We start from the raw sequence: 12,401 nt of genomic DNA, 5'->3' as shown, positions 1-12,401 counted from the left end.
GAGGCTCCTTAGTAGACGCGCTTTTGGGGCGGAAAGACCGAGACTTCGTTGGTCAGGGTCTGCATCTTGACCGGCCGATAGCCGAGCTTGACGTCGCCTGCCGCGTCGCACCAGGCCAGCGTATGCTTCATCCAATTGACGTCGTCGCGGTTCGGGTAATCGTCATGCGCATGGGCGCCACGGCTTTCGGTGCGTGCCTCGGCGCCGACCATCGTGACCATCGCATTGCCCATGAGGTTCTGCAGCTCCAGCGCCTCGACGAGGTCGGAATTCCAAATCAGGCTATGGTCAGTGACGCCCATGTCGCTCAGCCCATCCCAGGACTTCTTCACCTTGCGCACGCCCTCGGTGAGGCTGGCGGAGCTGCGGAACACCGCCGCATGGGCCTGCATGGCGCGCTGGAGATCGACGCGAAGCTCAGACACGCGCGTGCTGCCTTTGGCGTAGCGCGCCGCATCGAAACGATCGAGCGAGGCTTCGCCGGCCTTAGGCGGCAGCGGCGCCTGTGATGCACCGCTTTGCAGCGTCTCGGCGGCGCGATGGGCGGCGGCGCGGCCGAAGACCACGAGGTCGAGCAAAGAGTTGGTCCCGAGGCGGTTGGCGCCATGGACCGAGACGCTGGCGCATTCGCCAATCGCCATCAGCCCGCGCACGACCCGGTCAGGGTTTTCAGGCGTGGGGGACAGAACTTCGCCATGATAATTCGTGGGGATGCCGCCCATGTTGTAATGCACCGTTGGCAGCACCGGGATCGGCTCCTTCGTCACATCGGTGCCGGAAAACACCCGCGCCGTTTCGGAAATGCCCGGCAGGCGCTCATGCAGCAGATCGGCGCCCAGATGCTCCAAATGCAGCAAGATGTGGTCCTTGTTGGGACCGCAGCCACGACCTTCATTGATTTCGATGGTCATCGAGCGCGAGACGACATCGCGGCTGGCGAGGTCTTTCGCGGTCGGGGCGTAACGCTCCATGAAGCGTTCGCCGGCGCTATTGGTGAGGTATCCGCCTTCGCCGCGTGCGCCTTCGGTGATCAGGCAGCCCGCACTGAAGATGCCGGTCGGGTGGAACTGCACGAATTCCATGTCCTGCATCGGCAGGCCGGCGCGGATCGCCATGCCGTTGCCGTCGCCCGTGCAGGTATGGGCTGAGGTGCAGCTTTGATACGCGCGGCCGTAGCCGCCCGTGGCGAGCACCACGGATTGCGCGCGAAAACGATGCATCGAGCCGTCTTCGAGGCTCCAGGCCATGACGCCACGGCAGGCGCCATCCTCGTCCATGATCAGGTCAAGGGCGATGTATTCAACGAAGAATTCCACATCATGCTTCAGGCTCTGCTGATACAATGTGTGCAGAATGGCATGGCCGGTGCGGTCCGCGGCGGCGCAGGCGCGCATCGCGGGCGACTTGCCGTATTCCTTCATATGGCCGCCGAACGGGCGCTGGTAGATCTTGCCGTCTTCGGTGCGGCTGAAGGGCACGCCGAAGTGCTCCAGCTCATAGATCGCCGGAATGGCATTGCGGCACATGTATTCGATGGCGTCCTGGTCGCCGAGCCAGTCGGACCCCTTCACGGTGTCGTACATATGCCAGCGCCAGTCGTCCTCACCCATATTGCCGAGTGCGGCGCCGATGCCGCCCTGGGCTGCAACCGTGTGGCTGCGTGTGGGGAAGACCTTGGTGATGCAGGCGGTTTTCAAACCGGCCGCGCCCATGCCGAGGGTCGCGCGCAATCCCGCGCCGCCCGCGCCCACGACGATGACGTCATAGGTGTGGTCGATGACGGTATAGGCGCCGTTTGATGGCTTGGAGATGGCGTTCATCGTAGCCTCGTTTCAGATCGCGCGGGCGCGGCCGAAGGGCCCGCCGCCGGATCGCTTCATGCTCAGATGGCGAGTTTCAGAACGGAAAGAAGGGCGGCCAGGGCCAGCAGCACGACCACGGCCTTCATGACCAGCAGCGCGATCATCCGCTGGCCTTCCTGATGGACGTAATCGTCGATCACCACCTGAAGGCCGAGGGCGGTATGCTGGAACGAGGTCACGATCAGGGCGATCAGCAAGACGGCCACCAGGGGATGGGACATCCAATGGGCAACGCTCGGCTGCGGATGGCCCGCCATGGACAGCACCGAGAAGACGAACCACAGCGTCAGCGGGATCAGCGCGACCGACGTCACGCGTTCCATCCACCAATGATGCACGCCGCTTCTTGCGGCACCCAGGCCCTTGGCGCGGCCCAATTCGGACCGCCGCACGGTGACAGAAAGCTTGTCGTTATGTGCCATGATGGAGGCCCTCAGAGCCAGGTGGCCAGGCCGACGGCCCAGCTCAGGATGGTGAGGGCCACCGTGCCAATCACGACCAGCAACGCAGTTCTGTGCGAGGTCTCGATCGCGTAGCCATAGCCCGCGTCCCAGAACAGATGGCGGATGCCATTACAGAAATGGTACCAAAGGGCGAGCGTCCAGCCGAACATCAGAATTAGCCCGATGGGCGACCCGATAAAGCCCTGGGCGTGTGAGAAGGCCTGCGGCGATGTCGCCGCGGCCACAAGCCACCAGACCATCAGCAGCAAACCAACCGACAGGGCGATGCCCGTCATCCGGTTCATGATCGAACTGATGGAGCTGATCTGCGGCTTATAGACCTGAAGATGGGGGGACAGCGGCCGGCTGACGAGCGTGCCGTCGCTCCGCTTGCCGATGATCAAGGCATCGCGAACATCTGCCATTAGCGAATTCCACTCAGAGTGTCGGGTGATTGCATCGCGCGCCGGAGGGTTAGTAGCTGGAGCCGCCCTGAAGTCTCTGTAATCTTGTGACATCAGGTGGTCAACGCAGGTGCAGCATCAACAATTCGGGGTCTGCCGCCTGCTCCGTAGGGTGGAATGCGCCGCGCTGATTCACCCTACGAGCGGCCCCGTCTTGTAGGGCGGAAAAGCGCAGCGTCTTCGCACTTACGCCGCTTTAGCGGCCGTCAGCAGGCCCTGGGCGATCAGGCTCTCGGCGATCTGCACCGCGTTCAGCGCCGCGCCCTTACGCAGATTGTCACCGACACACCAGAAGGCGATGCCATGCGGCACTGTCGGGTCCTTGCGGATGCGGCTGACGAAGACATCATCCTCACCGGCGACCTCGGCCGGCGTCGCATACCCGCCATCTTCCCGCACATCGACCACCGTCACGCCCGGTGCCTCCCGCAGCGTCGCCCGCGCCTCACCGGCCGTCACCGGATTGGCGAATTCGACATGCACGGCCAGGGCATGGCCGATGAACACAGGCACGCGCACGCAGGTGGCGAAGACCGCGATCGATGGGTCCAGGATCTTCTTCGTCTCCACAACCATCTTCCATTCTTCCTTGGTCGAGCCGTCGTCCAGGAAGCTGTCGATATGGGGGATGACGTTATAGGCGATGTTCTTGGTGAACTGCTGCGGCGTCACCGGGTCGTTGACGAACATCGCCCGGCTATTGCTGAACAGCTCGTCCATGCCTTCCTTGCCCGCGCCGGACACCGACTGATAGGTCGCGACGGAGACACGCTTGACGGTGAATTCGTCATGTAGCGGCTTCAGCGCCACGACCATCTGAATGGTGGAGCAATTGGGGTTGGCGATGATGCCCTTCTTGCGCCATCCGGCCAGGGCCTCGGGGTTCACTTCGGGCACCACCAGCGGCACCTGCGGGTCCATGCGGAAATGGCTGGTATTGTCGATCACGACGCAGCCGGCGGCAGCCGCGCGGGGCGCATGAATGGCGGACACGGCGGCACCCGGGCTGAACAGCGCGATATCCCAGCCGTGGAAATCGAATTTTTCGAGGTTCTGCGTTTTGAGCACGCGATCCGCCCCGAAGGAGATCTCGGTGCCGGTCGATCGGCCGGAGGCCAAGGCCACGATGTCGCTCACGGGGAAGTTCCGCTCGGCCAGCGTTTTCAGGATCTCGCGTCCCACCGCTCCGGTGGCACCCACGACCGCTACCCGATAGCCCATTGCCCTTGCTCCCGTTTCACGCCGCTCGTCCGGCGGCAGCCTTGCCCGTTACCGACTTGTTCCAGGGCCGACAAGCAAAGCCTTCGCCCATCAGCCGCGCGCCCAGATCGACTCGCCTTCGGTTCTGTCTGCCTTGCGCCCGCCGGTGGACAATCATGCGCCCAACAGCTTATCGATATGATACCGATACGAAAGAAAAACCATGGGCGTGGTGCGGGTCTTGAGCTTCGCGTTCTCCGGCATTGAGGCGGTGCCCGTGGAGGTGCAGGCCCAGGCGTCGAGTGGTCTGCCGGCCTTCCTCGTCGTCGGCCTGCCCGACAAGGCGGTGGCCGAAGCGCGGGAGCGGGTGAGGGCGGCCCTCGCCGCGATGGGGCTGTCCCTGCCGCCGAAGCGGCTGCTGATCAATATGGCGCCGGCCGATCAACTCAAGGAAGGCAGCCATTTCGATCTGCCGATGGCCCTCGCCGTTCTCGCCACGATGGATATTTTGCCGCCGGAGGAACTCGGCGGTTATGCGGCCTTGGGGGAGCTTTCGCTCGACGGCCGCATCGTCTCGGTCGCTGGCATTTTGCCGGCCGCCATGGCGGCCTCTCAACGCGAATGGGGGCTGATTTGCCCGGAGGCGCAGGGGCCGGAGGCCGCCTGGGCCGGCAAGCTCGAGATTCTGGCGGCCCCCGACCTGATGTCCCTGATCAACCACTTTCGCGGCACGCAACTGCTATCCCCGCCTGCCGTGGGCGGGGTGGTGGAGGGGCCTCCCGGCCCGGACCTTGCCCAGGTCAAAGGCATGGAGACGGCACGACGGGCGTTGGAGATTGCGGCGGCCGGGGCCCATCATCTGCTCATGATCGGCCCGCCCGGCGCCGGCAAATCCATGCTCGCCTCCCGCCTGCCGGGGTTGCTGCCCGACCTCACGCCGATGGAGGCGCTGGAGGTCAGCATGGTGCATAGCGTCGCCGGCATGTTGGAAGGCGGGCGGCTGTTCAAGCGGCCGGCCTTTCGTGAGCCGCATCATTCGGCATCCCAGGCGGCCCTGACGGGCGGCGGATCGCGGGCGCGGCCCGGTGAGGTCAGTCTCGCCCATCGTGGCGTGCTGTTCCTCGACGAATTGCCCGAATTCCCCCGCGCCGCGTTGGAGGCGCTGCGCCAGCCGGTGGAGGCGGGGCGCACCACCGTGTCCCGCGCCGCCGCCCATATCACCTATCCGGCGCGCTTCCAGATGATTGCCGCCATGAACCCCTGCCGCTGCGGCCATTTCGGGGATGCGTCGCGCGAATGCGGCCGGGCGCCGCGTTGCGCGGAAGATTACCAGGGCCGGATCAGCGGCCCGCTGCTCGACCGGATCGACCTCATCGTTCAGGTGTCGCCCATCTCCCCCATCGAATTGTCGCGCGCACCCTTAGGGGAAGGGAGTGCCGTGGTGGCCGCCCGTGTCGCGGAGGCGCGGGCCTTGCAGATGCGGCGCAAGACGCCGACCGGCGCCGGCTGCCTGAATAGTGAAGCCGACATCGACAGCTTCACCCTGGCGGCGGATGCGCGCTTGTTGGCGGAGACGGCAGCCGAGAAGCTGGGCCTCTCGGCACGGGGTTTTACCCGCCTGCTGCGCGTCTCGGCCACCATTGCCGATCTAGCGCGGGCGCCGGGGATCCGTCGTGTCGATGTGGCGGAGGCTTTGGCCTATCGGCACCGCGCGCCGGGCCAACCCACGCTGCGCGCGCCTCTGCGGGTCGCGCGATAGCCACGGTCGGTCTAAACTGCCGCCAAGACCGACCTGCGGAGGAGTGAGACGATGAACGACACTGTATTGGCGCCGGGCCGTGTGGCCGTCATCACCGGTGCCGCAAGCGGAATTGGCCTTGCCGCGGCGATGCATTTCGCCTCCCTCGGCATGCGCCTGGTCCTGGCGGATACGGATGAGGCCGGGCTGGAGAAAGCCCTCACGGCGATGGCCGCCAAGACCAACGCGGCCTCCGGCGTGATCGCGATGCCGACCGATGTCGGCCGGCGCGAGGATGTGATCCGCCTCCGCGACCGCGCCTATGACGCCTTCGGCGAAGTCGGGTTGCTCATGAACAATGCCGGGCGCGAAGGCGGCGGCGATATCTTCGGCGAGGCAGGCCGTTGGGAGGACATTCTGGGCACCAACCTCGCCGGCGTCATCAACGGCGTGCAGGTCTTCGGCCCGGCGATGATCGCGCAGGGAACGCCAGGCGCCATCATCAACACCGGCTCCAAGCAGGGCATTACCTGCCCGCCCGGCGACACCGCCTATAATGTCTCTAAGGCCGGCGTGAAGGTGGTGACTGAGGCCTTGGCCCATGAACTGCGCACCCGCAAGGACTGCCGCGTGACCGCGCATCTGCTGGTGCCCGGCTTCACCTTCACCGGCCTCACCCGCGTGCGCGTGGCGCAGAAGCCGCCCGCCGCCTGGACCCCGGAACAGGTGGTCGAGTTCATGGTCGAAAAGCTGGCGCAAGGTGATTTCTATATCATTTGCCCCGATAACGACGTGACGCGGGACCTTGATAATGCACGGGTTATCTGGGCTGCGATGGATATCACCGAGAACCGGCCGCCCCTGTCCCGCTGGCACCCCGACTACGCCCCGGCTTTCGCGGCCTTCCTCGCCGAACGGGGTTTGTGAGGCGCCCCCATCGCTTGAGGTTGCTGGCCCCGGCGCTTATGCCAGCACCGTTTTCATCTTGCCGAAGGCCTGACCGATCATGACCGATACCCCACCGGACCATCTCTCCAATAACCCCAAGAGCCCGCATTACGATGAGGCGGCGCTGCTGCGTGGCGTCGGCATCCGCTTCAAGGGTGTGGAGAAGACCAATGTCGAGGAATATTGTGTCAGTGAGAGCTGGGTTCGCCTCTCGGTCGGCAAATCGGTCGATCGCCATGGTGCGCCGCTGACCATGAAGCTGAGCGGAACGGTGGAGCCCTATTTTCGCGATGATGGCGAGGCGGGATGATTACCGCGCGCTAACGGCGCGGGTTTCAGTCGCCGGCCCAGTCCCAACGGTCTTCGCTTCGCTATGATACTGTTTTAGCCGTTTGTTTATTTGTTGGGCGAAGGCCCTCACGGTACCTGCGACCCATTCCTGATCGCGTCGCTCCACAAACCCTCAACTGGCAGTAGCACGCTCGACACTTTCCTCCCAGGAATTGTCCTGCATTGGCATCGATATTGCTTTATTAATTCCGGTTATCACCTGTGCGTGATTACAGCGGAGGCTAGACCGGCGACCAGAGAGCGGGTCGAAAAAAGGTCGAGCCTGCGGAGTTGCATCGCTGGCAATAAGGGGGTTTGAACGTGCTGGTTCCTTCACCGAAATGGCTGGATTCAGGCGATAACGCCTGGCAATTAGCCGCCGCCACTTTCGTGGCACTGCAGAGTGTTCCGGGCTTGGTGGTGCTCTACGGCGGCATCGTCAAGAAAAAGTGGGCCATCAACTCCGCCTTCATGGCGATGTATGCCTTCGCCGCCGTCATGGTGGTCTGGGCGCTGTGGGGCTACAGCATGGCCTTCGGGCCACAATGGTTCCCCTTCCTGGGCGTGCCGCGGTCGATCTTGTCAGCCGCCATGGAAACGGGCGAGGCGTCGATTCCGGCAGCCGCCGGCGGTATGCCCCCGCTGGGCTTCCCGATGGCGACCATGATCTACTTCCAGTTCGTCTTCGCCGCGATCACCGTGATCATTCTCGCAGGCGCCGTGCTCGGCCGCATGAGCTTCAAGGCCTGGGCGATCTTCGTGCCGGTGTGGATGACCTTCATCTACACGGTCGGAGCCTTCAGCCTCTGGGGGGGCGGCTGGCTGGCCGTCAAGGGCGTGGTCGACTTCTCCGGTGGGTACGTCATCCATCTGTCGGCAGCGACATCGGGCTTCGTGGCGGCCGCGATCATCGGCCCGCGTCTGAAGCGCGACCGCGATAGTTTCGAGCCGAACAGCCTTCTCGTCACCCTGGTCGGCGCGGGCATCCTGTGGCTCGGCTGGAACGGCTTCAACGGCGGCGATCCGTATTTCGCCAATGCCGATGCAGGCGCCGCAGTCCTCAACACCAACATCGCCACCTGCTTTGCCCTGCTGGTCTGGACGGTCTTGGACTACTTCTCCTACGGCAAGCCTTCGGTCATCGGCGCCGTTAACGGCATGATCGCCGGTCTCGTCGGCATCACGCCCGCCGCTGGTTACGTCAACGGCTGGGGTGCCATCATCATCGGTGTGGTCGCGGCTCTGCTGCCGTGGCTCAGCATGAACATGTTCGCCAAGACCGCCATCATGCGTCGGGTCGATGACACGCTGGGCGTCTTCCATACCCATGGTGTCGCGGCCGTCGTCGGCGGTTTGCTGACGGGCATTCTGGCGGATCCGAAGATGCTGGAATATGTCGGCACGGATAAGGATGCGCCTGGCGTCAGCGTGACCGGCCTGTTCTATGGTAACCCGCACCAGTTGCTGCTGCAGATCGAAGGCGCGTTGTTCATCATCGTGCTGAATATCATCGGCACCTATGTCATCCTGAAGCTGATCTCCTTCGTGACGCCGCTGCGCATGTCCGATGCGATGCTACAGATCGGTGACGACGCGATTCACGGCGAAGAGGCCTATGCGATCTTCGGCGAAGGCTCACGCGTACCGCTGCCCTATGAGGAAACGACGCCGCTCTGAGCGATCGGAGCTTGCGCATGAGGGAAGGGGCGGCCGGTGTTCGGTCGCCCTTTCTTTCAATGCTGCCAGACCAGCAGGCAGAGAATGATAAACGCCAGAATTGCGCTGACCGTCTTCCAGAACAGCAGCGGATTGCGATCATAGAGCGCCGGTCTCGCATGAATCGGACGAAAGCTCTCGCCGGCTTCCAGCGCCAGCACCAAGTCGATGGCATCGTCGAAACGCTCGTCGCGGTTCAGCGCGGCGGCCTTCAGGATCGTCGCATCGAGCCAGGCCGGCAGATCCGGGCGATGGCGCGTCAGCGGCACAGGATTGGTCGCGCGTGGCGGCGCGAAGGCACGCACCTCGCCATACGGATAGGGCCCGCCACTGAACATGCGATACAATGTCACGCCCAAAGCATAGACATCGGTCTTGGCGTCACCGCGCGTCGTGCCGCTGAACAGCTCGGGCGCCATATAGCTCGGCGTTCCCGGAACGCCGCCCGGATCGCCGGCCGCCGCCTCTTCCTCGATGCCCGGCACCCGCGCGAGACCGAAGTCGATCAGCCGTGCCGCACCCGAGGGTGCCAGAAAGACGTTACCGGGCTTGATGTCGCGATGGATGATCCCCGCCCGATGCAGAACGGCGGTCGCCTTGGCCAGACGCTCGCCAATGGCGATGCCCTCCTCCAGGCCGACGCGCGGCCGGCGCTGCAGACGCTGGTCCAGCGTTTCCCCCTCATGGAAGGCGATGACGGCATAGAGCCGCGTTTGCCGGCCAGGATCGGGCTCCGGCGCTTCGCCGAGCCAAGGCCCATGAAGCCGCGTGGTGATCCAGGCCTCTCGCAGGAAGGCCGCGCGCAGATGCGGGGCGCTGGCAAGCTCCGGGTTCGGGAATTTGACGATCACGGCCCGGCCGCTCTGGCGGTCGGTGGCGCGAAACAGCCGGCTCATCTCGCCATCCGCAAGGATCGGCCCGAGGTCGAACTGATCCACGGTCTCGCCTGGCGCGGGCAGCGACCCGATCGGCAGGCGGGCCATATCCGCGGCGAGGTCGGCGCGGTCGGCGGCCGGGATGTCGACGACGTCCACCACCATCGCGGTGGCATTGTCGCGCCCGCCTGCCTCCAAGGCGGAGGTGACCAGCATCTCGGCCGTTTCGTCCGGTGCCGCGCGGCGCTTGAGGATGGCGCCGATGCGCGTGGCGGACAGGGCGGAATGCACGCCGTCACTGGTCAGCAGAAAGCGGTCCCCCGCCGCCGCCGGTTCACTGCAGTAATCGGCACGGCTGCCACCTTCGATGCCGACGGCGCGGCTCAAGACGCGCGCGTTCAGGTGGTGATCGGTGGTGAGCTGCGTGAGCTGGCCCTGCGTCAGGCGATACAGCCGAGAATCGCCGATATGGATGCCGTAGGCGCGCCGGCCGCGCAGCACGAGGGCGGTGAGGGTCGTCGCCATACCGGCGAGGTTCGCATCGCGCTGACCCTGGGATTCGATCCAATCGGCAATCGCGGTCAGGGCGATGGCGGCGGCCTGCGGCACGGCCAGGGTCTCCTTCTGGGCGAGAAACCCGTCGATGAAGCCGCGCACGGCCAATTCGGCCGCAACCCGGCCCCCCGTCGTGCTCGAAACACCGTCCGCCACCGCCGCGACCACGCCGTGGCTAGCGCGGGTGGTCTGCGTGCCGAGATAGGCGAGGGCGAAATCCTGGTTGTCGGCGCGTGGCCCCGGAACGGTGGCGAGACCGATACGGACCTCCAATCGGCCGGGGTCGAAATGGAGGGCGCTCGGATCCACGACGATGTTCTTTCGCTCCTGTGCATTGACTATCGCGCGCGGGGGCGGTGTCGTCGAGACGGTTCCGCCTTCAGGACAATGGCAGCGAGGATATGATGAGGTTCATGCAATGCCTGGCCGCGTTCGTGGTGGCCGCGATCGTGATGCCCATGGTCCCCGCCCGGGCGGATTCCGCGCTCCATTGCAGGAATACGACGAGTGGCGCGACCTGGGATCTTCCGGTCGATCTGGGTCATGGCACGGTCGATTCCTATCCGGCCCAGATCACCGACCGGGCCATTTCCTGGGTGGACACGAGCACAGGTCGTTTTTACGATTTCGACCGGGCGAGCGGGGCGATGGACATGCATGTCGCGTCGAGCACCGGTGGGTTTTATCTGACGGACCAATGCCGGCTGAAGTGAGGGCGTGGGCGCGGTTGATTTGCACAAGTGGTCGTTATAATTGACCAGTCATTACATTATCAAAATATAAGAGCTTCAGTCCTATCGCTTGGAACCCATCGACACAGCCCTCGTCGTCACGGAGAGGTATCTTATGAGTATGATCAAGCGCATTGCCATCGTAGCTTTCGCCTCAAGCGTAGTGGGATTGATGCCTCAGGCCAGCAATGCAGAGGCCGCGGCGTCATTGGCGGTGGGACCGCAATACGACACCACTCATGTCTATATCGCGCCGTCCAATGTTGATCGATTTGTGAAGAGTTTTCTAGAAACCTTCGGTGGCACGTCCACAAAACAGGCCGTCGTGACGGTCACCCCCACCCCTAGCCTCACCAGTTCTCAATTGCTGCTCACATCCGTCGGAAGTCTTTCGATCTTTGGCTTCCGGACACCCGTCCCCTATCCCTTTGGTTTCGAGCGTACGGGCTATCTCGTTCGCGATATGGATACGGCGGTCCAAGCGGCGCGTGCCGCTGGCGCCGCTGTCTTGGTTACGATGTTTCCAGATGCCATTGGTCGCGACACCATCATTCAATGGCCGGGCGGCGTAAACATGCAACTCTATTGGCACACGAAGGCGCCGTCCTATCCGGCACTTCAGACGGTTCCTGAAAATCGGGTCTATGTGCCGCCAGAAAGAGCCATGGAGTTCGTTCGGGACTTTGACCGTTTCGCTGGCGGCGTGGTTGTGTCTGACGACGCACAGGCACCGGGTGCGGAGATCGGCCGGCCTGGAGACACTTATCGACGCATCCGTATCGTCTCACCCTTTGGCAACATGACCGTGCTTGTTACGGATGGGCACCTTCCTTATCCTTATGGGCATGAGATGACCGGCTACGCGGTCAGTGATCTTGCGGCGACCATCGTCAAGGCCAAGGCGGCCGGCGCCGCTCTTCTGTCTGGGCCCTATGCGGTGGATGCGCGTTTGGCGGCCATGCTGGAATTCCCCGGCGGTTACATTGCCGAAGTGCATTCCAGTGCACCCTGACGGCATTGTCGCGCGTGGATGACGACGTGCCTGCCAATTATTGTGTGAATAACACTTTCGACCTAGGCAACACTCACCTGTGTTTTTACCGAATTCGCGATGAAACACACGTCATGGGCTTCATGATGCAGATGCCTCAGCGTCTCCTTGTCAGGAACTAACCCACTCCATTCGATATGTGGATGAAGCACGACCTTTGTCACGGCCTGCCTGCCTGGCGCGATGTCCTCCATGACACCTTCCGCATGATCCCGATAGGCAACGATCGTGAACCCGGCAAGCCGCGCCACGTGGAGGAAGGACAGCATATGACAATTGGATAGGGCGGCGACGAGCATTTCTTCTGGATCAACAGCCGTTTCCACAGCCCATTTTCCGACGATATGTGGCGACGCGGAGGCCGGAACTACGGTTCCACCGTCGAAGCGGATGGTATGGCCGCGACTGTAACGGCCAGTCAGGAAATCCTCTCCGCTCTTGAGGGTCCATTCGATATCCGCAGTATAGGTCGCCATGTCTTCCTCGCA

Annotated in this window: 12 protein-coding genes; 6 read left to right on the top strand and 6 right to left on the bottom strand. The window is 63.7% G+C overall.

Annotated features, from left to right (window positions below):
- Nucleotides 1-8: 8 nt before the first annotated feature.
- The 4 genes from sdhA to QP803_RS14470 form a co-directional block, all read right to left on the bottom strand.
- Complete coding sequence (gene sdhA, locus QP803_RS14485) at nucleotides 9-1,820, bottom strand: succinate dehydrogenase flavoprotein subunit (protein WP_284944177.1); 1,812 nt, start codon at nucleotides 1,818-1,820, stop codon at nucleotides 9-11.
- Between the two features lie 62 nt (nucleotides 1,821-1,882).
- Nucleotides 1,883-2,284, bottom strand: a complete 402-nt coding sequence (sdhD, locus tag QP803_RS14480; RefSeq protein ID WP_284944176.1) for a succinate dehydrogenase, hydrophobic membrane anchor protein — start codon at nucleotides 2,282-2,284, stop codon at nucleotides 1,883-1,885.
- 11 nt (nucleotides 2,285-2,295) lie between these two features.
- Nucleotides 2,296-2,730: a succinate dehydrogenase, cytochrome b556 subunit gene (gene sdhC, locus QP803_RS14475; RefSeq protein ID WP_284944175.1), complete on the bottom strand. Its 435-nt coding sequence runs from the start codon at nucleotides 2,728-2,730 to the stop codon at nucleotides 2,296-2,298.
- A 225-nt stretch (nucleotides 2,731-2,955) separates the two neighbouring features.
- Nucleotides 2,956-3,990, bottom strand: a complete 1,035-nt coding sequence (locus QP803_RS14470) for an aspartate-semialdehyde dehydrogenase (RefSeq protein ID WP_284944174.1) — start codon at nucleotides 3,988-3,990, stop codon at nucleotides 2,956-2,958.
- A gap of 202 nt (nucleotides 3,991-4,192) precedes the next feature.
- On the opposite strand from QP803_RS14470, the gene QP803_RS14465 reads away from it, so the two are divergent.
- The 4 genes from QP803_RS14465 to QP803_RS14450 all read left to right on the top strand — a co-directional run bounded on the left by QP803_RS14465 (nucleotide 4,193) and on the right by QP803_RS14450 (nucleotide 8,662).
- A complete protein-coding gene (locus QP803_RS14465; RefSeq protein WP_284944173.1) occupies nucleotides 4,193-5,728 on the top strand; it encodes a YifB family Mg chelatase-like AAA ATPase in 1,536 nt (511 codons plus the stop codon).
- Nucleotides 5,729-5,779: 51 nt separating this feature from the next.
- Nucleotides 5,780-6,634 (top strand): SDR family NAD(P)-dependent oxidoreductase, encoded by an 855-nt coding sequence (locus QP803_RS14460; protein ID WP_284944172.1) that lies wholly within the window; start codon nucleotides 5,780-5,782, stop codon nucleotides 6,632-6,634.
- Nucleotides 6,635-6,713: 79 nt separating this feature from the next.
- On the top strand, nucleotides 6,714-6,965 hold the full coding sequence (locus QP803_RS14455) for a DUF3297 family protein (protein WP_284944171.1): 252 nt from the start codon (nucleotides 6,714-6,716) through the stop codon (nucleotides 6,963-6,965).
- Between the two features lie 341 nt (nucleotides 6,966-7,306).
- Nucleotides 7,307-8,662 (top strand): ammonium transporter, encoded by a 1,356-nt coding sequence (locus tag QP803_RS14450; protein ID WP_284944170.1) that lies wholly within the window; start codon nucleotides 7,307-7,309, stop codon nucleotides 8,660-8,662.
- Nucleotides 8,663-8,718: 56 nt separating this feature from the next.
- Here the strand turns inward: QP803_RS14450 and QP803_RS14445 are convergent, their stop codons facing one another.
- Nucleotides 8,719-10,440 (bottom strand): bifunctional protein-serine/threonine kinase/phosphatase, encoded by a 1,722-nt coding sequence (locus tag QP803_RS14445; protein WP_284944169.1) that lies wholly within the window; start codon nucleotides 10,438-10,440, stop codon nucleotides 8,719-8,721.
- Nucleotides 10,441-10,544: 104 nt separating this feature from the next.
- Between QP803_RS14445 and QP803_RS14440 the strand changes: the two genes are divergently transcribed.
- Together QP803_RS14440 and QP803_RS14435 are read left to right on the top strand one after the other, a co-directional pair.
- Nucleotides 10,545-10,844, top strand: coding sequence for a hypothetical protein (locus tag QP803_RS14440; protein WP_284944168.1), 300 nt, complete (start codon nucleotides 10,545-10,547; stop codon nucleotides 10,842-10,844).
- Nucleotides 10,845-10,977: 133 nt separating this feature from the next.
- Nucleotides 10,978-11,874 carry a glyoxalase gene (locus QP803_RS14435; protein WP_284944167.1) on the top strand — a complete coding sequence of 299 codons (897 nt, stop codon included), beginning with the start codon at nucleotides 10,978-10,980 and terminating at the stop codon, nucleotides 11,872-11,874.
- Between the two features lie 62 nt (nucleotides 11,875-11,936).
- Here the strand turns inward: QP803_RS14435 and QP803_RS14430 are convergent, their stop codons facing one another.
- Complete coding sequence (locus QP803_RS14430) at nucleotides 11,937-12,389, bottom strand: OsmC family protein (protein WP_284944166.1); 453 nt, start codon at nucleotides 12,387-12,389, stop codon at nucleotides 11,937-11,939.
- Nucleotides 12,390-12,401 lie beyond the last annotated feature (12 nt).

Source organism: Acidisoma sp. PAMC 29798 (assembly GCF_030252425.1).
GTDB classification, from domain to species: domain Bacteria; phylum Pseudomonadota; class Alphaproteobacteria; order Acetobacterales; family Acetobacteraceae; genus Acidisoma; species Acidisoma cladoniae.
This window is presented reverse-complemented; position numbering and strand designations above follow the sequence as displayed.